This window comes from Gemella parahaemolysans, assembly GCF_053758945.1.
Genome location: NZ_JBSMTP010000004.1, coordinates 110,613 through 132,470 on the forward strand (window position 1 = coordinate 110,613; position 21,858 = coordinate 132,470).

A 21,858-nucleotide genomic window follows, 5' to 3' on the forward strand; every position below is an offset into this window, starting at 1 on the left:
AATAATATAATATCAATAATATTATTTTTTATCTACTACTTTTGCTTTATCTTTAATTTCTTTTGGAATTTCAATTCCTAATTGTTTTGCTTTTGCTTCATTCAGATAGATAACACCTTCATTAGCAAGAACGATTGGCATATCTTTAGGATCCCCGCCTTTTAATACTTTTGCAACAACTTTAGCTGTTTCAACACCGATTTGATATTGGTCAACACCTAATCCTAAAAGTCCTCCATCAGCTACCATCGTGTCTGCAGATGGGAATACTGGAATTTTCTTAGCGTCAGTAACTTTTACAACTGTTGCCATTGCACTAGCGATTGTGTTATCGATTGGTACAAAGATTGCATCTGTTTGTGAAGCAAGACTTTCTGTTACTTGTTGAATATCATTTGTATTAGCCACTGTTGATACTTTAACTTCTAATCCTAATTCTTTAGCTAATTTTTCAGCTTCTTGAGCTTGTTTTACAGAGTTATCTTCACTAGCTGTGTAAAGAATACCAACTTTTTTCATGTTAGGTAATACTTTTTTCATGATTTCTAGTTGTTGTTTAATCGGAGTTCTATCACTAACACCAGTAATATTGTTTCCTGGTTTATCTTCAGCTTTAATTAATCCTGCTTCAACCGGATAAGTAATTCCACCCATGATGATTGGTTTGTCTTTAGTCGCATTTGATAGTGATAAAGTAGCTGGTGTTGTAATACCTACTAAGATATCGTTGTTATCTGCTACTAATTTTTGACCCATACTTGCTAAGTTACTTTGATCACCTTGAGCATTTTGAAGATCAATTTTTAAATTTTTACCAACTTCATATCCTTCTTTTTTAAGTCCATCTTCTAAACCTTTATAAATTTGGTCAAGAGCTGGATGGCTAAGTAATTGAAGTACCCCTACTTTCACTTCTTTGTTATCAACTTTTTTAGTTTCTTCACCTTTTTTACTAGAGAAGAATCCATAACCTAATACACAAACTAATAATACCGCGAATGCTACAAAAATTTTATTTACTTTCATTTTAATAATCTCCTTTTACTTTTATCTATAATAATATTTTTTGTAATCAAATTTTAGAAGCGTATCTATATAAAAAGACCACTAGAATTTTATCCAGTGGTCCTTACGTATAATTTTAATAATATAAAAAACCACCTAGATATTTCTATGTGGCCACGATTTTTTCATCACAAATAATCCACATAGATACTTACTTCTCACCTGAGAGCCGTATCTATGTTAAAAAGAAACAAGATCGACTCAGTATCTAGTGGCTTTGCCAACGAATATTTAATTGTAGCGTGTCAACTTGATACAGTTTCATAAATCTTTTTTCTCCTTTACGTTTAATTCTTGTTTACATTATAGCAACTCTTTTTTTTATTGTCAATATGTTTTTTTAAAAAATATCTAAAAAATTCTGACAATTCAAAAAATACTATATTTAATTATAAAAATCACTATATCACTCATCACTTTTTCTTAAAACTATTTTCAAAAAATATTATGAATATATTAACACCACTTTATTTACCTTTCCTGTACTACTAATATTAATTTACATTTTAATTCATTTTTGAAAGCAATGAAAATAAGTCGTTTTCATAACTATAGAATTAATATTTTAAAATTAATACACCCTGCTAACCGTTACTAATACTGTTATATTTGTTATACTTTATTACATATACATTGTATTTTTCATAAAAATAAAATTGAGAATATATCATTTTCATGAAAATTTGCACTTGAAAATACATTTTCATAGGAGTATTATAAATATATGTTATTAAAAAATAAGTTAGGAGAATTTTTATGGATAGCCAGACAGCTATAGAAGAAAAAGACAAATTATTTAACAAAGGATTTATAACAATAACTACGATTAACTTTATTGTATTTTTAATTTATTACTGTTTTGTAGTTATTACAGCTAAGTATGCAACTTCTCAATTAGGTGCTACTGCTGCTCAAGCAGGATTTGCCGCTGGTATTTATATTATCGGAACACTTGTTGCCAGACTATACATTGGTAAAAAATTAGAAATTGTTGGACGTAAACAAATTTTACGTTTTGGAGCCTTAATCTACTTAATTACAACGGCAGCTTACCTAATTTCATCTAACATCGTTATTTTAGATACTGTTCGTTTCTTAAATGGATTCGCTTATGGAACTATCTCTACTGCAGCTAATGCAATAGTTACTACTTATATTCCAAAAACACGTAATGGTGAAGGTATTAACTACTACGGTTTAAGTACAAGTTTAGCAGCTGCAATTGGACCATTTATCGGTATGTTATTACTTCCTATTACAGGATTTAATGCAGTTATTATTTTAGCAATCATATTATCTGTTGCTGTTACAATTGCTTGTTTCTTATTCCCGGTTCAAAATATCGAATTAGACGAAAAACAAAAAAAATTATTAAACAGTTGGGCTTTAAATACATTTATTGAATATAAAGTATTATTTATCTCTACTGTAGCATTCCTAGTTGGTTTAGCTTACTCTAGTGTATTAGGATTCTTATCAATCTACGCTGATAGTTTAAACTTATCTACTGCTGGAGCTTTCTTCTTTGTAGTATACGCTCTTATCGTTACAGTTACTCGTCCATTCGCAGGGCGCGTATTCGATGCGCGTGGTGAGAATGCAGTAATGTATCCAAGTTTTGTATTTTTAACATTAGGTCTATTAATGTTAAGTTTCACAAATGGTAGCTTCATGTTATTATTCTCAGGAGCTTTAATTGGTTTAGGCTACGGAACATTTATGTCAAATGGTCAAGCCGTTTGTTTAAAACTTGTTGATTCTACTAAAGTAGGTATTGCATTATCTACATATTTCATCGGATTAGACCTTGGTCTTGGATTTGGGCCATATGCACTAGGTACTGTTCAAGGCATCTTATCATATAGAGGAATTTACATCCTTTGTGCAATAGTAACAATTGGAGTAACTGTTCTTTACGCTATGTTCTACAAAGGTAAAGAAGTACCAGTACTAAAAACTAAAACTAGTCGATAGTAATATTAAAAACTTTAAAGAGAGGTGTGAGCATTACTCACACCTCTCTTACTTTTCTGGATATCGTCTTGCAACATCAACTAATTTTTCTTTTATTATCTTCTTAGGGTCCTCATTTAGATGATAACACATTGCTAGAGCATAAATTAACACATCTGCGAGTTCATCTTTTATCTCTTGAATATTATCTCCTTCTTCATTCCATTGGAAATGTTCTAATAATTCTGCCGCTTCTATAGAAATACTTTTAGAGAATCTTTCTAAAGTATCATACTTTTCCCATCCTCTTTTTTCCCTAAATTCCGTTATTATAGTTTTTAATTCTTCCATATTTTATTCCTTAAATCAAACTATTATTTGTTAAATTATTATATAAATTATAGAATTCTACTAAACTTAGAGTTTCACTTCTTCTGCCTGGCTCAATATCACTATCTACACAAGCATTTTGCAAATCTTGCTTTTTATCTTTACCATAACTTGAAATTAAATTATTTAATAAAGTTTTTCTGCGTTGTACGAAACATGAGCGTACGAATTTAAAAAACTTAGCATCAGTTTCAAATTCGCGAGTTTCTTTCGTCATGATTTTTACAACTGCGCTCTCAACATTCGGTGCTGGTACGAATACTTTTTTCGGTACAGTAAATAGATACTCAACATCAGTGTAGTAATTTAATAAAATCGTTAATGAGTTATAATCTTTTGTTCCTACCTTGGCATTCAATCTATTAGCAACTTCCTTTTGCATCATAACTACATAACCATCAATTTTCTCAGTATTCTCGATTAAATGAGTTAAAATTGGAGTTGTAATATAGTATGGTAAGTTCGCCACCACCATGATTTTCTCGCAATCTGACATCTTCTCAGCGATTATTTTATCAACATCAACTTTTAATATATCATTATTAATAATCTCAACATTAGGATAGTCAGCAAGTGTCTCAGATAAAATCGGTAAAAGTCTACCGTCAATTTCAAATGATATTACTTTCTTAGCTTTTTTGGCTAAAGCTTCTGTAAGAGAACCAATCCCTGGTCCAATCTCTATTACTCCTACATTCCCATTTACTCCAGCCCCATCTACGATTCTATTTAAGATATTCGCATCTATTAAAAAGTTTTGTCCTAAACTCTTCTTAAACGTGAATCCGTGTTTTTTTAGTATCTCAAAAGTTTTCTTAGGTGTTCCTATCATTATTTTAATCCTTTACTTATTTTTGTCATTTCGTCTAATAAACGTTCTTTAGAAATATTATACATATTAAGTTTATTTAGTAATTGTTTAGCATTGGTATATCCTATATTTAATCTTTCACAAAGTTCTTCTCTTAGAACTTTTGAAGTTGCTCCTCCTACTAAACCTAACTCTATCAATATTTCATTACTTATATCATTTTTCACCTCATCCATCGGTGTATAATGATTTTTTATAGCCGCAATAATATCTTCTTTACTCGCAGCTTCTATTCCTATTTTTCCTTTACTATCTACGGCTTTTTTATTTGAAATATATGCATGTTTGGCCGTCGGGATATTTTTTTCAATTATGCTTCTAATTCTTTTTCCTGCATAATCAGGATCTGTTAGAACTATTAATCCTCTTGTTTTTTCCAGAAAGATTAGACGTTCTATTTTTTTCTTAGTTAGGGCAGAGCCATTAGTTTCAAATGTATCACAATCTATTGCTTCTTTAACCCTATTAGTATCATCTCTTCCTTCTACTACTATTATTTCTTTGATTTTCATTTTATTATCCTTTAAAAAATTCATCAGTCTATTATACCATATTTAGACAGATTTTGCTCATGCTAGCATGAACATTTCAAATAGTTGTATATTTCATGCGTAATTTCATTGTGAACTTTATACTTGTAACCATCACAAAGAAAATTCTTTTTTAATTCAAATTTATCTTTAAGCTTAATTTTTTCTAGTGCTTTCCCCTTCTTACATACTAGTATTTCCCAATATTTACCAAACTTAACTAGGTAACAATCGTAAGTCTTATCACTCTCATATGCGCCAGCCAAATATAAAAGGCCCACAAGGTCTAATAGTATATGCCAAAATTTTACCGTTTTTCTTCTTTCTAACAAATAAACCTTCTCACTCTTATTAAGATAATTATATAACTCTTCCATAATTCTCACCTCTTTATACTAATTATATCATAAAAAAATCCTCTGCAGAAAAACCTGCAAAGGATTTTTTATTAGTGTATATCTTTTTTCTTAAAGTTAGCTCCACTTACCTCACTAACTGTTCCAATTGATAGAAAGGCATTTTTATCATTTCTAAAGACTATTTTTTTAAGTTTTGATTCTTCAATACGAGTGATTACACAAAAGATGATTTTTGTTTCTTGCCCTGAATAACCACCTTCTCCATGTAATAGAGTCACACCACGACCTAATCTATCTTGAATTTCTTGACTTATTACTTGATAGTTGCTCGTAATAACCATAACCGATTTAGAGTCATTTAGTCCTTCAATAACAACATCCATTACTTTTGATGCTATGAAATAACTTATCATAGAATATAATGCCGCTTCCCATGTGAATACAAACCCAGATGCGATAAAGATAATAACATTTATCCCAAGGACCATTTCACCTACAGAAATCGGTAACTTTTTAGTAGCATAGATAGAAAACATCTCACTTCCATCTAACGTACCACCGTTTCTAATAACTAATCCTACACCTATTCCAAGAATTATCCCACCGAAAATACATGCTAAGAATGGATCGGTAACTAGTGGTGGAATACTATGAAAATATGACGTTGCTACAGAAAGGATTATAATACCGAAAATAGATGCTATTGCGAATCCTTTACCTATTTGCTTGTATCCTAAATATAAGAATGGTATGTTGAATAAGAAAATAAACAATCCTAATGGTAAGCCTAAATAGTGACGTGCAATAATAGATACCCCTATTACCCCTCCATCTAATATATTATTAGGAATTAGGAAAAATTCTAATCCTGCTGCAAAAATTAACGATCCTATAACTATACTTATATATTTCTTTAAAAATTCTAATCTACTATCCATTGATTCTCCTTCTTATTAATTTTTTTGGCAAATAGGACAAAAGTGACTTGAACGTCCTTTTATTGTAATATTTTCCACATCATGGCCTAGAGGGCATGATTTCTTACCATAGATTTGATGAAAGTTTTGCATATTACCTTCACCTCCATCAGTGTGAACATAATCCGAAATAGTAGATCCTCCTTCTTTTATTGCAAGATCTAAAATATCTACTAGTTCTTTAAATAAACTTTCTTTTTTCTTTTTTGATAATTCACTGGCCTTCGTCAGAGGATGAATTTTTTGACGATATAATACCTCACAATCGTAAATATTACCACATCCACAAAAAACATTTCCTTCTAAGAGTAATGCTTTTATAGATTGGTCTTTATATTTATTTTCTTCCAGTTTATTTAAGAAATAACTTTTTGCATTCCTATCGAAAGGCTCAGGAGCAAGATTTATGAATGGTTTAAATTTGGTTATGTCCTCAATATATCTAAGCTCTCCGAATCTTCTAATATCACTATAAACTAATTTTTCTCCTGTTGATAATTCAAAGATTACATGTTGATGTCTATAATAATTTTTATTAGTAATCTCCGCCATATCTTTAACTAAAAAGAAGGCACCAGTCATTCCAAAATGAGTTATTATATATCCTTCATTTAATGTGAAATATAAATATTTCCCTCTACGTGATAACTTTTCAATTTCTTTACCTTTTACATTATCTGAAAAAAAACTAAGATCTTGTTTAACTATAGCCATCTTGTTCAATTTATGACTCTCTTTTACGATTTTTGAATAGGTTATAGAAACTATTTTCTTATTTACTACTTCTTCTTCGAGTCCAAATTTAATATTCTCAACCTCTGGTAATTCTGGCATAATATACTCCTATTTTTTATATACTTACTATTTTATTTTATTACAAATATTTGAAAATTTCAAAGAATTCCAACTTATAACTACTCAATAATCAGTAAATTTATTAAGTTTTTTTCAGCAATTTTCCCCATTATTATAGCGTTAAGGTCAAATATGTAGTATAATAAAAAAGTTAAATGAAAAAAAAGGGGTCTATTATTAATTATGGAAGAAAAATTTTCTAGACGAAAAAGAATTAGTTCTCGTTCTTACAAGAATAAAAATAAAAGTGGATTAAAAAAAATATTGTTAACAATTTTAACATTACTTATAGTTGGTATAGGTGGTTTTTCAGCTTATACATTTTTCAACTTCTCCAATTCTGCTCAAAAAGGATATAAAGATGTAGATTATTTAAAAGAAGTTGATCCTAACTTCAAAAAGTTCTCAGTATTGATTTTAGGTATTGATATGAATGATGACCGTAAAGCCCAAGGACAAACTCGTGAAGATAGTAGAACAGACTCAATGATTCTAGCTACTGTAAATAAAGACAAAAAACGCATGGATATGGTAAGTATACCACGTGATTCTCTAAGTCTTATGAGGGAAAAAGATGATGAACATAACGATAGTGCTTATTTTTATGATAAAATAACTCACGCTCATGCTTATAACGATGTTAAAGGAACAACTAATGCTGTTGAAAACTTACTGCATACTCCTATTAACTTCTATGTATTAATTAATTTTAAAGCATTTGAACAAACAGTTGATGCTTTTGGTGGTATTGATTTATATGTACCATTCGATATGGATGAACAGAATGCTAATGGTGAAGAAAACACTGTTAAATTAACTAAAGGTTGGCATACATTAAACGGTGAAAAAGCGCTCGCTTTTGCTCGTAGTAGATATTACGATAGTGATATTGAACGTGGACAACGTCAACTTCAAGCTATTCATGCTTTAATTGACAAAGCAAAAAGCTTAAATGCACTTTCAAAAATTAATGAGGTTATAAACATAGCTGGAGATAATGTAGAACATAATCTAACAACTACTCAAATATCATCTGCAATAAAAATGTTTTTCAATAATGATATTGAAATAGTCTCTCATAGAATTGACGGTTATGATGTGATGTATAACGGTGTATATTATTACTATCCTCGCCCACTGTCACTTCTATATGCATCATCTGCGTTGCGTGATAATCTAGACTTACCATTACCTAAATCAACAGATTTATTAAATATATATTATCAAGGTCATATTAATATTGGATTAAAAAAATATAAAATAAATAATTTGTTATCAAAAAATATATATCCTCAGGCCGCTTTAGCTGTTATGTCTCCTGAAGATTTACTAATTAATCTTCCAGAGCAACTTACAAAAGCAGATTTAAAGAATGATATTACCGTAAGTAATGAAAATAGACCTGATGAAAATAGTAATACTGGAAATAGTGCTAACAATAGCAATGAGCAGTAAAATATTACAATTGGTTTAGGTACAACAAATACTCATAAAAATATCGGCGTAAACAATAACCAAGAATAATTAATATCCCATCAAAAACTATTTTTGATGGGATATTAATTATTTATTTGAAAATTTTACATTTACAGTTCCAGTTTCCGAAGAAGTGAATAACTGTTTCTTTTTATTTGAACTATTTGTGAAATTTGACTCATCGTCATTTATTTCAGCTATGATATCACCTGCAGTAGATTTAAGAGTAATAGAATTATTTGCAGTAAGATTACTTAAAGTAATATTCCCAGTAGTTGTTTTTAAGTTAATATTATCTGAACTTTCACTAGGAAGATTACTTACCTTAATATTTCCTAATTTATTAGTTATATTAATATCTTTTATTGTTGATGATGACAAATCTGTATCTCCTGTTTTATTATCAATACTAATATCTTTTAAATCATTAATATTATTTAATTTAACATTTCCTGTAGCAACATTAATTTTTAGAGAACTATTCTTACTTTTTAAATTATCTATTTTTAAATTTCCAGTTGCCAACTTAATTTCCGTATCAGAAGTTGAAGTATTAGTTAGATATACATCACCAATTTTACTATTTATCATAAGAGATTTAATATCGAGATCTTTTATAATAAAATCACCTATTTTATTTTCCGAATTAATATCGATATTAGAAGACTTAGGTATTTTTATAATGAGTTTTCTTTTTTCTGAAAAAATATTGAAATTAATACCAACAATATTTTTATTTTCTCTTATAGACAACTTATTTTCTGTGTGTTCTATACGAACTTTACGTTCTAAAGCAGTATAATATTCTATTTCTATGTTTTTAGAAGAAGTATTTTCTTCTAAAGTTACATCAGAATCAATAATATCTAAATCTAAATTTTTAACATCATTAATTGAGACAGTATAATTCTTTTTCTCGGAATTAGAAGAAAATCTAGGTATATGACCATTATTTAAGTAAGTTGCTAATCCTATCAATACTAGTCCAAAAATTATAAAACTAATAGAAATTTTTATTAATTTATTCATTTATATACACCTCTTTTTTGAAAATCTTCACAAAAATTGTTCTGATGTTTATACCATTTTGACGTGATATTTTATATATTTTTATCAACCAATAAATACCAATTAAACCGATCCCTGTATTAACAAATCCAAATCCTAAAGTATCTAAGAAATACGAAATATTTCTTTCGTAAATAAGATAAAATGGGGATTTTAATATTAATAAGATTCCACCAATGAAAATAGCTATAATAGTAAGCACAATACTAAATATTATAGATAGAATAACTATAAAAAGACTAGCACCTAGAGCAAATATAGTTATCCAAACAGGAAATAATAATACGCCAATAATAAATCCTAACTCTGAAGGAATTTTTTGTGGTATAAACCTCCATATTAATTTTGTTTGTTTTTTTTCAATATTATGTTCATCTAAAATTTGATCAACGATGATATTAATATCCCCTAATTGCGATACAGCTTCTTCTTCACTTAAGCCCTCATCAATACGATCATCAATCATTTCTTCGAAAAAATTGAGTGTTTTATACATCTCTTTTGGCGATAAATATGGTTTTAATTTATCTTCCAAAAGAGCGCAAAACTGTGTCTTATTCATATTTTTCATCTCCTAATATATATTTATGTGCATTACTTATTACTTTCCAGTCTATAAGAAATTCCTGAATTTTATTAAGACCAACATCTGTAATTTTATAATATTTTCTTAGTCTACTATTATGTTCCACCGAATATGAGGTAACACAATCGTTTGCTTCCAAGCGTTTTAAGATTGGATATAACGTTGATTCCGATATAGGAATTACATTTGAAACATCTTTTATAATTTTATACCCATATGATTCAGAATTACGTAAAGTAGCAAGAACACATATTTCCAATAAACCTCTTTTTAATTGAGCTTCCATACTAATATCTCCTTTTACATAATACTATACATTGCATAGTATGATTTGTCAAGTAGTATAATGAGAAATATATTCTAATTATTGACATTTTATTTATAATACATCATAATTAATATAGTAAATTTAGCAAATTATAAATTACAAAGGAGGTACTATGATGAAGAAATTTATTACAATTAAAGAAGATTCATACGATGAATTTGTTGAAAAAAAATCTACATTTATTACTCATCTAATTAGAATCAACAGCGAAGAAGAAGCTAGAGAATTTATTCAAAAAATGAAGAAAAAACACTACGATGCTACACATGTTTGCTCATGCTATGTAGTTGGTGATAATAACGAAATAACTCGTGCTAATGATGATGGAGAACCTAGTGGAACTGCTGGCGCTCCGATGCTAGACGTACTAGTAAAAAACGAAATCAAAAATGTCTGTGCCACAGTTATTAGATACTACGGTGGAACTAAACTAGGAACTGGTGGTTTAGTTCGTGCATATGGTGGCGGAGTAATTAACGCATTAAAAAACGCAACATTAGTAGAAAGAAAAGATGCTTTTGAAGTTAGACTAGAATTAGATTATAGTCTAAACGGAAAAATAGAATATGAAATTGGAAAAACTAATTTTATCGTAAATAACCTAGAGTATACTGACAAAATTATTTATACAATCTATGTAATGCAGGAAGATTATGATAACTTTGAAAATTGGATTGCTAACTTAACTAACGGTCAATTTAAAATTCTATCTTCAAAAGAGAAACAACTTGAATTCGATATTAAATAAAGCTAAGAAGGAATCAGAAACCATATTAAACAATCTCTTATTCCTTCTAAGCTTATTTTTTATTCTTTCTCGAAAATTCTTCTATCCACTCTTTCAAATCGAAAATAGCTTTTTTAACTAACTGTTCTTTATTATTAAATGCTAAATCTAACCCTGCTACTCGTAGAACTTTTACTTTATCTATTCCCATTACACTAAATATTCCCCTAACATATTGAACTGCAAAGTCCAGATTAATATATTGAATATGCTTATCAAATTCTCCTCCACTTGTTATGACAAAGGTTATTTGCTTACTAGAATCATCTAATCCTATTAAAGACTCTTCTTCACATTTAAATGTTTCATTTACTATTACGATATTATCAATGTAATCTTTAAATTTTGATACTATGTTGAAATTGTGAAGGGGCATATAAATAAATACTGCATCAGCACTTTTCCATTGTTTTAATAATTCTTTTTGCCTAATTTTATCTCGCTGTTCTTTTCCTGTTAATTGTACTCCCTCATAATTGAACATAAACTTATCCATCATCGGAATGTAAGTACTTGGATTATATAAATTTATCTTTTCGATATCGTTAAACCCTTCTTCTATTAATTTTTCTTCACCAACTTTTGCTAAAATATTAGAAATTCTATATTCTCCATCAAAATCTGGATGACACATAATCTGTAAAATTTTCATAATTTCACCTCATAAAATAAAATATTATAAAAAATAGCTTCTTATCTAACATCAGATAAGAAGCCATTAATATTATTTGAATTCTGAATAAATAGTATTTATAGTTTTTTCATAATCATCATTATGAACACCTACAATAATATTAATTTCATCATTAGTTTGTGAAATCAATGCAATATTTACCCCAGCTTCACCTAAAGCTTTGAATAATCTGCCAGATAATCCTTTTGTATTTTTCATTTTCTCACCAACTGTAGCGATAAGTGAAATTTCGTGAGTTACATTTATCTCATCCGCTTCTAAAACAGATTTAATTTTAGCTACTAACTCATGAATAAATGGTCTCACATTACCAGTTTCAACAACAACAGAGAATGAGTCAATTCCACTAGGAATATGCTCGATACTAACATTAAAGTCTTCAAAAATTTTAAGTGCTTTCCCAATTAATCCAACTTCATTTGCCATATGACGTTTTTTAATCGTAATAATTGAGAAATCTTTTTTCCCTGCAATCCCTGTAACAATTTGTTTTTCGTCAAGGTGTTTATTATCTGAGATAATAGTTCCTTCAGCAGTAGGCTCATTTGTGTTACGAATTTGTATTGGAATATCTTTATCACGAACTGGGAAGATTGCTTCTTCATGGAGCACACTTGCACCCATATATGAAAGTTCACGAAGTTCTGTATAACTAATAACTTTAATTTCGTGAGGATTTTCAATAATACGAGGGTCTGCCATTAATATTCCAGACACATCAGTCCAGTTTTCATAAACACTCGCATTTGCAATATTAGCGACAATCGCTCCACTTACATCTCCCCCACCACGAGTCATAATCTTAATTTCCCCGTTAGGTCTACTTCCATAAAATCCTGGAATAAGAAGGCGATCATATTCTTTTACAACAGCATCAAAAGCTTCTTGAGTTTTCTCAAAATCAATCTCACCTTGATAATTATAGAAAATTAAATCTTTAGCATCTACAAAGTGATATCCTAAATATTCAGCCATTAATAAAGCTGTTAAATATTCTCCACGACTCACTAAGTATTCTTCATCGATACCTTTACTAATCTCTGCTTTTAACTTAGCAAGTTCTCCTTCGATATCAAAACTTAAGTTTAATTCATTTTTAATAGCTATAAATTTATCTTCAATCATTTTAAAGATATTATCAAAATTTATATTATACTTAGTATGTGCATAACATAAGTATAATAAATCTGTTACCTTATTATCTTCTTTATTTGCTTTCCCTACAGCACTTACTACAACAAAACGACGTGCATCATCAAGTTCCACAATATTCTTAACTTTTTTAAACTGTTCAGCACTCGCTACCGAACTTCCACCAAATTTTGATACTCTAACCATCTTTTCTCCTTTTTCTATTAATATTATTTGTATAATTTATCACTAATATATATTATATAACTATTTACAAAAAAATCAATGAATTTTCTGAAAAATCTAAATTTTATTTCTAATAATCATTTTATTTTATATAACGATTATTTATGAAACTTAGCAACAACAAATTTGCTATCTTTTTCTTTCACTTCAGCAACTAAATCCGTAAGTTGTTTTAATGAAATTTCTTTTGTTTTAACATAGAAGTTACCTTTATATTCTTCTACACTCTCTACTAATTCTCCTGATAACTCTACTGATGAACGAACTAAATAATTTCTTCTAGTCAGTTCTTCTGAATAAGATAGATTATTCTTAATTACAACATCAACCCTTGTTGATCCTTCATTAATGTCAACTATATCTTGAACAATTGCATTACCTGTTGGAAATTTCCCTGCACCTTGTCCATAAAACTTAAGTTCCCTGATGAATGATCCGTCTAGAGAAATAATATTGTTATTTAATGGTACTGCCGCTTCTTGAGACTCTTTTCCAAAGATAGAAAGCATTACAGAAGTCTCATACTTCCCGTCTTCTACATTTGTTTCTCCAATATATTTAACAGCTAAATCATATTGTTTTAAGTAATCAATATCATTTTTAGTAATGTTTCTCATAGAATATGTTGGAAAATCAGGTTGAACATGAATATCGAAAGCAAGTGCATTACTTAAGATAATCTTATTCACAACATCTCCACCATCAACATCAGCACTTGGATCAGCTTCTGCATACCCTAACTCTTGTGCTGTTTTTAGTGTAGAATTAAATTCCTGATTATTTCTATACATATTATCAAGAATAAAGTTGCTTGTTCCATTGAAGATACCATATACGCGTTTTACTTCATCAACACGTCTAGTTCTTTCTAAGTTTACAAGCCAAGGAATCCCTCCACCTACACTAGCTTCAAAAATAAACTTTACATTATTTTTCTCAGCTAATTCAACAAATTCATCTAAATATTTAGCAGCTACAGCTTTATTTGCTGTAACTACATGTTTCCCATTCTCTAAAGATCTCTTTATGAAGTCATATGCAGGATTAAGTCCACCAAGACATTCAACAACTACCGAGATTTCTTCATCATTAATAATTTCATTAATATCATCAGTAGCAAGATGCATTTTATCACGACTTCTTGCGAAAACACTTTTCACTTCTAATTTCTTTAATTCCTCTGTATTTCCATTTGTTATTATCTCATAAACTCCACTACCTACAGTTCCATATCCTAAAATCGCTATCTTCATAGTTATTTTCTCCTAAATTCAATTTTTATTTTCAATTATATTTAAAAGTTTATCAAGTATTTTTTCCATGTCAATTATTTAATATCAAGAATTTTCAAAAAATTTCATTTTTTTGATTATTTTGACTGTTTTTATAACCTATTTTGGTGTAAAATTATAGTTATAAAAAATTTTAAGGTTCTTTTTATAAAAAACACTTGTATTTTTACAAAGAACATTGTATCATATATACATCGATAAAGCAAGGAGATTTTAAATGATTTACGAAAGTACAAGAGATATTAATAGAAAATTAAATCCAAGTGAAGCTATTCTTCAAGGTTTAAGTGAAGAAGGTGGACTTTTCGTTTTAAGAGATTTAGGAAAGAATAAACTAGACTTAGAAAAACTAATCGGAAAAAGTTATTACGAAGTGGCTGAAGCTGTCCTAAGACTTTTTGTTAATTTCAGTGATGAAGAAATTAAAAACTGTGTTGAAGAAGCGTATAGAGGAAAATTCTCTCATGAAAACATAACTCCTCTAGTAGAGTTAAAAGATGGATATATCCTTGAATTATTCAATGGACCTACTAGCGCATTTAAAGATGTTGGTCTATCACTTCTTCCACAACTAACAAAAACTGCACTTACTAAAGTAGAAGATAAAAATGACATTCTTATCCTAACTGCAACTAGTGGTGACACTGGTAAAGCAGCTTTAGAAGGTTTCAAGGATGTAGATAGAACAAAAATCATGGTCTTCTATCCTAACGATGGTGTAAGTACAGTACAAAAAACACAAATGCAAACTCAAGAAGGAAAAAATACGAAAGTTTGTGCAATTCACGGAAACTTTGACGATGCTCAAAGTGGAATTAAAGAACTATTTGTTGATGAAGAATTCAAAAAAGAATTACTTTCTAAAAACATTAAGTTATCAAGTGCAAACTCAATCAACATCGGACGTCTTATTCCTCAAGTAGTTTACTACGTTGTTTCATACCTAGATTTAGTAAATACAAACAAAATTAAATTAAACGATAAAGTAAACTTTGTTGTACCTACTGGTAACTTCGGTAACATTCTTGCTGGTTACTATGCTGAACAAATCGGTTTACCTGTTAATAAATTAATCTGTGCAAGTAACAACAATAATGTACTTTATGATTTCTTAACAACTGGTGTATATGATAAAAACAGAGACTTCTTAAAAACAGTATCACCAAGTATGGATATCTTAATTTCTAGTAACTTAGAACGTCTACTTTACTACGTTAGCGGTTGTGATAATGAATATATCGCTAAGCTAATGAAAGATTTAAAAGAAACTGGACGTTTTGAAGTTACTGGTGACGTACTGACTAAGATTAAAGATAAATTCCAAGCTGGCTTTGCTAATGACGAACAAACTAAAGAAACTATCAAAGCTATCTATGAAAAAGATAACTACCTACTAGATACACACACTGCAGTAGCCTATAAGGTTCTTCTTGAAAACTTAGATAATGAGCATGCTAGCATCGTACTATCAACAGCATCTCCATATAAATTCACAGAAAGTGTCTACTCTTCTCTATTCGAAACACAAGGTGAAAACGAATTTACTCTTATGAACAAACTTCACGAGCAAACTAAGGTAGTTATCCCTGAGAACTTAAGAGATCTTGATAAAAAAGAAATTAGACATAAAGATGTAATCAATAAAGAAGACATGAAAAAATACATCTTAGAGAAACTAGGTGATTTATAATGGTAAGTGTTCGTGTACCTGCCACTTCTGCAAATGTTGGATGTGGATTTGATAGCCTTGGTGTTGCTTTGACACTTTACACTACATTCAAATTCGAGAAATTAGACAGTGGGCTTGAATTTGAAGGATTTGAAGAACGTTTTTCAAATGAAAATAACCTAGTATATCAAACATTACTAACTACATTAAAAAAATTAAACAAAGAAATCTCGGGTATTAGAATATCAATCGATAATGATGTACCTATTAGTCGTGGTTTAGGTAGTAGCTCTACATGTGTAGTAGCCGGAATTTATGGTGCATACTTATTAACAGATACACCTATTGATAAACAAGAAGTCTTTACAATAGCTAACGAAATTGAGGGACATCCTGATAATGTTTCACCAGCTATTTTCGGAAGTTTAAGTTCATCTTGTACTACTGATAGTAAAGAAGCGGTAACTGTAAGATACGAAGTCGATGAAAGATTTAACTTCTTAGCATTAATTCCTAACTTCGAAACTTCTACTGAAGAAGCTAGAAAAGTAATGCCAAAAGAAATCAAACTACAAGATGCGATTTATTCAATGTCACGTATTGGATCCGTTATTAAAGCATTTGAAACTTATGACTTAGAACTTCTTAAGAAGGTTATGGGAGATAAAATCCATGAACCTTATAGAAAAGAAATAATACATGAATATCATGAAGTAAGAGAAATCTGTGAAAAGATTGATAGTTCAGCATTTTTCATTTCTGGAAGTGGTTCTACACTTATGAATATAGTTAGCGATACTAACAATATAGAAAAAATTAAAACTGAACTTGCTAAATTAAAATATAACTGGCAAGCAATTTTACTAAAAGTTGATAAAGAAGGAACAGTAGTTTTAAATTAATATGCTAAAAATTTTTGAACTTCTTCTTCTATTGCAGAGAGGAAGTTCTTTTTTGAAATAATTTTATATAAATAAAGGAGAAATTTATTATGCAAAAATCAAGAGTAGCCGTACTTGGGGCAACAGGAATGGTAGGTCAACGCCTATTAGTATTATTAGAAAATCACCCATACTTCGATGTAGTAAAATTAGCAGCATCACCTCGTTCTGCTGGTAAAAAATATGGAGAACTTATGGAAAGCCGTTGGAAATTAGACCACGCAGTTCCTGAATATACTAAAGAATTAGTTGTTGAAGACTTATACAAAATTGACGAAGTTTCTGAAGGAATTGATATGGTATTCTGTGCCATCAACCTTGATAAAGAAGCTTTAATCAAACTTGAAGAAGACTATGCTAAACGCGAAGTAGTTGTTGTTTCTAACAACTCTGCAAACAGAAATAAAGATGATGTACCGATGATTATTCCAGAGATTAACTCTGCTCACCTAGATGTTCTTCCTACACAAAGAGAACGTCTTGGAACTAAAAAAGGATTCATCGTTACAAAACCTAACTGTTCAATTCAAAGCTATGTACCTATCTTTGAAGCAATTAAAGAGTACGGTGTTAAAGAAGCATCTATCTGCACATATCAAGCTATCTCAGGAAGTGGTAAAACTTTCAACGAATGGCCTGAAATGATCGAAAACATCATTCCGTACATCGGAGGAGAAGAAGAGAAAAGTGAAAAAGAACCACTTAAAATCTTTGGTAAAGTGGTTGATGGAAAAATCGTTCCAGATAACTCTATGAAACTATCAGCTCAATGTATTCGTGTTCCAGTTCTTGACGGGCACCTTGCTTGTGTATCATTCAATTTAGAAAATGACCCAGGACTAGAAACTTTAGTTGAAAAAATTAAAAATCACGTTCCTGAAATTGCTAAATACGACTTACCATTAGCTCCAACACCATTCATTAAATACTATGAAGAAAACGATCGTCCACAACCAGTACTTGATCGTGACAACGAAAAAGGTATGCAAATTACTGTAGGTCGCTTACGTGAAGATAACCTATTCGCCTACAAATTCGTAGGACTTTCTCACAACACATTACGTGGAGCAGCTGGTGGAGCTGTCCTAACTGCAGAACTAATCAAAAAATTAGGATATTTAGATTAATATTATAAAATAATACTCCAGGAGAACTTCTCTTGGAGTATTTGTTATTATTAGTCTCTTAGTTTCTATTTTACTATTTCTCTCAACTTTACTTTTCTATTTTCTTTTAAGGACAATGTGCATGCATCAGCAGTCGCAATTGACTCTAGAGCTGCGACACCATTTAATAGTTTTTCATATTCTTTTGATACTTTTTCTCCATTCAAAATATTATGCAAATACAACATTTCTTTATCTATACAGCTTTGCAACCAAAGAGGGCAACGTACATTAGGATTTCCATAAGCTATTGCTCCGTCCATTCCTCTACCTGTATAAATAGCCGTTCTGTCATCATCTTCTTCTTTTGATTCATGGATTAAGAAATAACTCTCTCCTTCTCCTGCTACTCTTAAAGTACCTCTAGTATTATATAAATCTAATTTTATGGCTCCTTTTGTACCTTCTATAAGGACATAGTGTTCACCCCATCTAAAAGCATTCCCATATTCAAGTACTGCGTATCGTTTATTAGAAAATTCCAGATTAACTATTAAGAAATCATCTTCATCACCAAAATTTTCGCCAACATGACATACATTTCCACCTATCATAGTTGCTTGCTCGGGTAAACCATCCATAATAAATTGAATACAATCAAGTTCATGAATGTGATGGTATAAGTGTCCTCCAGACTGTGATCGGTTTTTTTTCCAAGAAACAGTTTCTTGTTTTTCTTCCCATCCTGTTCTTGCTGCATGACAAAATATTACATCTCCTATTTTCCCTTGCTTAATCAATTCTTTTGCGTGACGTACTCCATTAAAAAAATTCATAATATGACCTGCCATAAAAATCACATTATTTTCTCGACAAGTTTCAACCATAACCTTACAATCTTCATAAGATAAAGCGATTGGTTTTTCACAGAATACATGTTTACCATTCTTAGCGGCTAATAATACTGGCTCACGATGTAAATTACTCGGTGTTGCGACGATAACACAATCTACATCTTCTCTTGTTACCAATTGTTCTAAAGTTGAACAATTCTCTGCTTCTAGTTCCTTAGCAACTTTCTCTCCATTTTCTGGATCAAAAACTGCAATCACCTTCGCATCTTTTATTTTTTCTAATGAACGAGCTAAATCTGCTCCGAAATAACCTGATCCAACAATTCCATACTTAGTCATATTAAAATCCCCTTTTAAATTTCTATCAAATTAGAAAATTATATTATACTATTATTCTACATCTTAAAATACGGCAGTGTCAAGATTTTTGTGTAAACACAATCTGATGCTTTAAATAAAGTTAACTATTTTAATTTTATTAGTTTTATATCTTTTATTGCTTAGAGTTTAATAAAATTTTTCATTTAACTTAGTAAATAAGATCCCTTTTTCCTGGAAGCACTATCCAATAAAAAGGGGTTTTATCGTATATAAAAAATAATCCGGGTTAAGATTTTCATCTATCTACCCGGATTTAGTTTTAATGTAATTCTATTATAAGAAAGTAAATATAATTAACTTATTAGTATTTTTTTCTACGTTTTTTAATTACTGTTGCAATTCCTGCTAATAATACACCTAATCCTACTACATTAGTTGTTTCAGTTCCTGTATTAGCTAGACGTTTTATTTGTACTTTTTTAGCTGTTACACTCACTTTTTTGAAGATATGACGTAAGTTACCATTCTCTTCAACTACTGTCCTTACAAATTCATATCCTTCTATCATTCCAATACCTCTGGTTCCTTTTTCTGATAATCTTAATTCATTTCCATCTTCATCTGTCCATATTGTAATTCTGCTACTTTCAGGAATACGAGATTTTTTCTTAAAGATATGTTGGATATTCCCAACTTCATCCACAATTGTTCTTACAAATTCATATCCTTCAATTTCTCCGGAATTTACTAGACCTTTTTCTGATGGTTTCAACAGATTTCCATTATCATCTGTCCATTTCGTAATTTTTTCTACTACTGAAATCGAATTTTTTTCATAAACATACTCTATATCCCCATTCGGTAATGTCTTAGTTTTTACTAAACGGTATCCTGGAATATTTCTACTTCTTTTAATTCCTTTTTCTATTTCAGGTACATTTGGAATTGGATTACCTTGCTTATCTTTATGAATTGTTAAAATAGGCTCATAGATACGTTTTATTGTCCCATCCGGAAGTTTTTCTTCACCTGTATATCGATATTCTGGAATTTCTAGAATAGGTGATAACATATCATATTCGAATCCTGGTATAATATTCCCTTCCTTATCTCTAGCAATAATTCTTGGTAGTTTAATTTTTTCGTAGACATGTTCTGTGTCTCCATTTGGCAGCTTCTTACTTTCTACGAATCTGTATTCTGGAATATCTTTCTTATCTACTGTTCCTGGCTCACTTGGATATTTCGGAATCTCATTTCCTTCTTTGTCTTTGAAGAATGTATTTACTTTTTCGTAGACATGTTCTGTATCTCCATTTGGTAGTTTCTTACTTTCTACGAATCTGTATTCTGGAATATCTTTCTTATCTACTGTTCCTGGCTCACTTGGATATTTCGGAATCTCATTTCCTTCTTTGTCTTTGAAGAATGTATTTACTTTTTCGTAGACATGTTCTGTATCTCCATTTGGTAGTTTCTTACTTTCTACGAATCTGTACTCTGGGATGTCTTTCTTATCTACTGTTCCTGGTTCACTTGGATATTTCGGAATCTCATTTCCTTCTTTATCTTTGAATGAAGTCTTAACTTTTTCGTAGACATGTTCTGTGTCTCCATTTGGTAGTTTCTTACTTTCTACGAATCTGTATTCTGGGATGTCTTTCTTATCTACTGTTCCTGGTTCACTTGGATATTTTGGAATCTCATTTCCTTCTTTATCTTTGAAGAATGTATTTACTTTTTCGTAGACATGTTCTGTGTCTCCATTTGGCAGCTTCTTAGTTTCTACGAATCTGTATTCTGGAATATCTTTCTTATCTACTGTTCCTGGTTCACTTGGATATTTTGGAATCTCATTTCCTTCTTTATCTTTGAAGAATGTATTTACTTTTTCGTAGACATGTTCTGTATCTCCATTTGGTAGTTTCTTACTTTCTACGAATCTGTATTCTGGGATGTCTTTCTTATCTACTGTTCCTGGCTCACTTGGATATTTCGGAATCTCGTTTCCTTCTTTATCTTTGAAGAATGTATTTACTTTTTCGTAGATGTGTTCTGTGTCTCCATTTGGTAGTTTTTTACTTTCTACAAATCTGTATTCTGGGATGTCTTTCTTATCTACTGTTCCTGGCTCACTTGGATATTTCGGAATCTCGTTTCCTTCTTTATCTTTGAAGAATGTATTTACTTTTTCGTAGACATGTTCTGTGTCTCCATTTGGTAGTTTTTTACTTTCTACGAATCTGTATTCTGGAATATCTTTCTTATCTACTGTTCCTGGCTCACTTGGATATTTCGGAATCTCGTTTCCTTCTTTATCTTTGAAGAATGTATTTACTTTTTCGTAGACATGTTCTGT

The 21,858-nt window shown here is 30.1% G+C and carries 21 protein-coding genes; 6 read left to right on the plus strand and 15 right to left on the minus strand.

All coding sequences use genetic code 11. The features are described from left to right. Positions 1-21 precede the first annotated feature (21 nt). On the minus strand, positions 22-1,026 hold the full coding sequence (gene trpX, locus ACWOBP_RS04310; RefSeq protein ID WP_455337613.1) for a tryptophan ABC transporter substrate-binding protein: 1,005 nt from the start codon (positions 1,024-1,026) through the stop codon (positions 22-24). Between the two features lie 795 nt (positions 1,027-1,821). Here trpX and ACWOBP_RS04315 point away from each other — a divergent pair. Beyond that, positions 1,822-3,039 carry an MFS transporter gene (locus tag ACWOBP_RS04315; protein WP_455337614.1) on the plus strand — a complete coding sequence of 406 codons (1,218 nt, stop codon included), beginning with the start codon at positions 1,822-1,824 and terminating at the stop codon, positions 3,037-3,039. A gap of 48 nt (positions 3,040-3,087) precedes the next feature. Here ACWOBP_RS04315 and ACWOBP_RS04320 read toward each other — a convergent pair whose 3' ends face one another. The 6 genes from ACWOBP_RS04320 to mutM all read right to left on the minus strand — a co-directional run bounded on the left by ACWOBP_RS04320 (position 3,088) and on the right by mutM (position 6,979). Continuing rightward, a complete protein-coding gene (locus ACWOBP_RS04320; protein ID WP_274459836.1) occupies positions 3,088-3,369 on the minus strand; it encodes a nucleotide pyrophosphohydrolase in 282 nt (93 codons plus the stop codon). Positions 3,370-3,379: 10 nt separating this feature from the next. Continuing rightward, on the minus strand, positions 3,380-4,240 hold the full coding sequence (gene rsmA / locus ACWOBP_RS04325; protein ID WP_455337615.1) for a 16S rRNA (adenine(1518)-N(6)/adenine(1519)-N(6))-dimethyltransferase RsmA: 861 nt from the start codon (positions 4,238-4,240) through the stop codon (positions 3,380-3,382). Then, entirely contained in the window at positions 4,240-4,791 is a 552-nt protein-coding gene (rnmV, locus tag ACWOBP_RS04330) for a ribonuclease M5 (protein WP_455337616.1), read from the minus strand. The genes rsmA and rnmV overlap by 1 nt, the downstream gene beginning before the upstream one ends. Positions 4,792-4,853: 62 nt before the next feature. After that, positions 4,854-5,186, minus strand: a complete 333-nt coding sequence (locus ACWOBP_RS04335) for a hypothetical protein (protein ID WP_455337617.1) — start codon at positions 5,184-5,186, stop codon at positions 4,854-4,856. 71 nt (positions 5,187-5,257) lie between these two features. Then, entirely contained in the window at positions 5,258-6,106 is an 849-nt protein-coding gene (locus tag ACWOBP_RS04340; RefSeq protein ID WP_455337618.1) for a YitT family protein, read from the minus strand. A 15-nt stretch (positions 6,107-6,121) separates the two neighbouring features. Beyond that, positions 6,122-6,979, minus strand: coding sequence for a bifunctional DNA-formamidopyrimidine glycosylase/DNA-(apurinic or apyrimidinic site) lyase (gene mutM / locus ACWOBP_RS04345; RefSeq protein ID WP_455337619.1), 858 nt, complete (start codon positions 6,977-6,979; stop codon positions 6,122-6,124). Positions 6,980-7,183: 204 nt separating this feature from the next. Between mutM and ACWOBP_RS04350 the strand changes: the two genes are divergently transcribed. Continuing rightward, positions 7,184-8,455, plus strand: coding sequence for an LCP family protein (locus ACWOBP_RS04350; RefSeq protein WP_455337620.1), 1,272 nt, complete (start codon positions 7,184-7,186; stop codon positions 8,453-8,455). Positions 8,456-8,563: 108 nt separating this feature from the next. Here ACWOBP_RS04350 and ACWOBP_RS04355 read toward each other — a convergent pair whose 3' ends face one another. Genes ACWOBP_RS04355 through ACWOBP_RS04365 form a run of 3 tightly spaced genes read right to left on the minus strand, consistent with a single transcriptional unit; the run spans position 8,564 to position 10,416 of the window. Continuing rightward, positions 8,564-9,505: a DUF4097 family beta strand repeat-containing protein gene (locus ACWOBP_RS04355; RefSeq protein ID WP_455337621.1), complete on the minus strand. Its 942-nt coding sequence runs from the start codon at positions 9,503-9,505 to the stop codon at positions 8,564-8,566. Further along, the gene (locus tag ACWOBP_RS04360) at positions 9,498-10,106 is read right to left on the minus strand and encodes a DUF1700 domain-containing protein (RefSeq protein WP_455337622.1); all 609 of its coding nucleotides are present in this window, start codon (positions 10,104-10,106) and stop codon (positions 9,498-9,500) included. The genes ACWOBP_RS04355 and ACWOBP_RS04360 overlap by 8 nt, the downstream gene beginning before the upstream one ends. Beyond that, positions 10,099-10,416, minus strand: a complete 318-nt coding sequence (locus tag ACWOBP_RS04365) for a PadR family transcriptional regulator (protein ID WP_060913527.1) — start codon at positions 10,414-10,416, stop codon at positions 10,099-10,101. The genes ACWOBP_RS04360 and ACWOBP_RS04365 overlap by 8 nt, the downstream gene beginning before the upstream one ends. Before the next feature lie 157 nt (positions 10,417-10,573). On the opposite strand from ACWOBP_RS04365, the gene ACWOBP_RS04370 reads away from it, so the two are divergent. Next, positions 10,574-11,206, plus strand: coding sequence for a YigZ family protein (locus ACWOBP_RS04370; RefSeq protein ID WP_455337623.1), 633 nt, complete (start codon positions 10,574-10,576; stop codon positions 11,204-11,206). Positions 11,207-11,258: 52 nt separating this feature from the next. Here the strand turns inward: ACWOBP_RS04370 and ACWOBP_RS04375 are convergent, their stop codons facing one another. The 3 genes from ACWOBP_RS04375 to ACWOBP_RS04385 all read right to left on the minus strand — a co-directional run bounded on the left by ACWOBP_RS04375 (position 11,259) and on the right by ACWOBP_RS04385 (position 14,569). Beyond that, entirely contained in the window at positions 11,259-11,897 is a 639-nt protein-coding gene (locus ACWOBP_RS04375; RefSeq protein ID WP_455337624.1) for an NAD(P)H-dependent oxidoreductase, read from the minus strand. Positions 11,898-11,969: 72 nt separating this feature from the next. Then, entirely contained in the window at positions 11,970-13,277 is a 1,308-nt protein-coding gene (locus ACWOBP_RS04380) for an aspartate kinase (protein ID WP_455337625.1), read from the minus strand. A gap of 137 nt (positions 13,278-13,414) precedes the next feature. Continuing rightward, the gene (locus ACWOBP_RS04385) at positions 13,415-14,569 is read right to left on the minus strand and encodes a homoserine dehydrogenase (protein WP_455337626.1); all 1,155 of its coding nucleotides are present in this window, start codon (positions 14,567-14,569) and stop codon (positions 13,415-13,417) included. A 256-nt stretch (positions 14,570-14,825) separates the two neighbouring features. On the opposite strand from ACWOBP_RS04385, the gene thrC reads away from it, so the two are divergent. From thrC to asd, 3 genes are all read left to right on the plus strand, one after another. Continuing rightward, positions 14,826-16,298 (plus strand): threonine synthase, encoded by a 1,473-nt coding sequence (gene thrC, locus ACWOBP_RS04390; protein WP_455337627.1) that lies wholly within the window; start codon positions 14,826-14,828, stop codon positions 16,296-16,298. Continuing rightward, on the plus strand, positions 16,298-17,179 hold the full coding sequence (gene thrB / locus ACWOBP_RS04395) for a homoserine kinase (protein WP_455337628.1): 882 nt from the start codon (positions 16,298-16,300) through the stop codon (positions 17,177-17,179). Before thrC ends, thrB begins: the two co-directional genes overlap by 1 nt. An 89-nt stretch (positions 17,180-17,268) precedes the next feature. Then, entirely contained in the window at positions 17,269-18,345 is a 1,077-nt protein-coding gene (asd, locus tag ACWOBP_RS04400) for an aspartate-semialdehyde dehydrogenase (RefSeq protein WP_455337629.1), read from the plus strand. Between the two features lie 65 nt (positions 18,346-18,410). Here asd and ACWOBP_RS04405 read toward each other — a convergent pair whose 3' ends face one another. Further along, positions 18,411-19,517 (minus strand): Gfo/Idh/MocA family protein, encoded by a 1,107-nt coding sequence (locus tag ACWOBP_RS04405; protein WP_455337630.1) that lies wholly within the window; start codon positions 19,515-19,517, stop codon positions 18,411-18,413. A 343-nt stretch (positions 19,518-19,860) separates the two neighbouring features. Beyond that, on the minus strand, positions 19,861-21,858 hold a 1,998-nt coding region (locus ACWOBP_RS04410), incomplete at its 5' end, for a MucBP domain-containing protein (protein WP_455337631.1).

What these genes read in the sequence shown, in the direction of transcription:
- trpX (WP_455337613.1), bottom strand. Translation starts at nt 1,026, where the DNA reads ATGAAAGTAAATAAAATTTTTGTAGCATTCGCGGTATTATTAGTTTGT.
- ACWOBP_RS04315 (WP_455337614.1), top strand. Translation starts at nt 1,822, where the DNA reads ATGGATAGCCAGACAGCTATAGAAGAAAAAGACAAATTATTTAACAAA.
- ACWOBP_RS04320 (WP_274459836.1), bottom strand. Translation starts at nt 3,369, where the DNA reads ATGGAAGAATTAAAAACTATAATAACGGAATTTAGGGAAAAAAGAGGA.
- rsmA (WP_455337615.1), bottom strand. Translation starts at nt 4,240, where the DNA reads ATGATAGGAACACCTAAGAAAACTTTTGAGATACTAAAAAAACACGGA.
- rnmV (WP_455337616.1), bottom strand. Translation starts at nt 4,791, where the DNA reads ATGAAAATCAAAGAAATAATAGTAGTAGAAGGAAGAGATGATACTAAT.
- ACWOBP_RS04335 (WP_455337617.1), bottom strand. Translation starts at nt 5,186, where the DNA reads ATGGAAGAGTTATATAATTATCTTAATAAGAGTGAGAAGGTTTATTTG.
- ACWOBP_RS04340 (WP_455337618.1), bottom strand. Translation starts at nt 6,106, where the DNA reads ATGGATAGTAGATTAGAATTTTTAAAGAAATATATAAGTATAGTTATA.
- mutM (WP_455337619.1), bottom strand. Translation starts at nt 6,979, where the DNA reads ATGCCAGAATTACCAGAGGTTGAGAATATTAAATTTGGACTCGAAGAA.
- ACWOBP_RS04350 (WP_455337620.1), top strand. Translation starts at nt 7,184, where the DNA reads ATGGAAGAAAAATTTTCTAGACGAAAAAGAATTAGTTCTCGTTCTTAC.
- ACWOBP_RS04355 (WP_455337621.1), bottom strand. Translation starts at nt 9,505, where the DNA reads ATGAATAAATTAATAAAAATTTCTATTAGTTTTATAATTTTTGGACTA.
- ACWOBP_RS04360 (WP_455337622.1), bottom strand. Translation starts at nt 10,106, where the DNA reads ATGAATAAGACACAGTTTTGCGCTCTTTTGGAAGATAAATTAAAACCA.
- ACWOBP_RS04365 (WP_060913527.1), bottom strand. Translation starts at nt 10,416, where the DNA reads ATGGAAGCTCAATTAAAAAGAGGTTTATTGGAAATATGTGTTCTTGCT.
- ACWOBP_RS04370 (WP_455337623.1), top strand. Translation starts at nt 10,574, where the DNA reads ATGAAGAAATTTATTACAATTAAAGAAGATTCATACGATGAATTTGTT.
- ACWOBP_RS04375 (WP_455337624.1), bottom strand. Translation starts at nt 11,897, where the DNA reads ATGAAAATTTTACAGATTATGTGTCATCCAGATTTTGATGGAGAATAT.
- ACWOBP_RS04380 (WP_455337625.1), bottom strand. Translation starts at nt 13,277, where the DNA reads ATGGTTAGAGTATCAAAATTTGGTGGAAGTTCGGTAGCGAGTGCTGAA.
- ACWOBP_RS04385 (WP_455337626.1), bottom strand. Translation starts at nt 14,569, where the DNA reads ATGAAGATAGCGATTTTAGGATATGGAACTGTAGGTAGTGGAGTTTAT.
- thrC (WP_455337627.1), top strand. Translation starts at nt 14,826, where the DNA reads ATGATTTACGAAAGTACAAGAGATATTAATAGAAAATTAAATCCAAGT.
- thrB (WP_455337628.1), top strand. Translation starts at nt 16,298, where the DNA reads ATGGTAAGTGTTCGTGTACCTGCCACTTCTGCAAATGTTGGATGTGGA.
- asd (WP_455337629.1), top strand. Translation starts at nt 17,269, where the DNA reads ATGCAAAAATCAAGAGTAGCCGTACTTGGGGCAACAGGAATGGTAGGT.
- ACWOBP_RS04405 (WP_455337630.1), bottom strand. Translation starts at nt 19,517, where the DNA reads ATGACTAAGTATGGAATTGTTGGATCAGGTTATTTCGGAGCAGATTTA.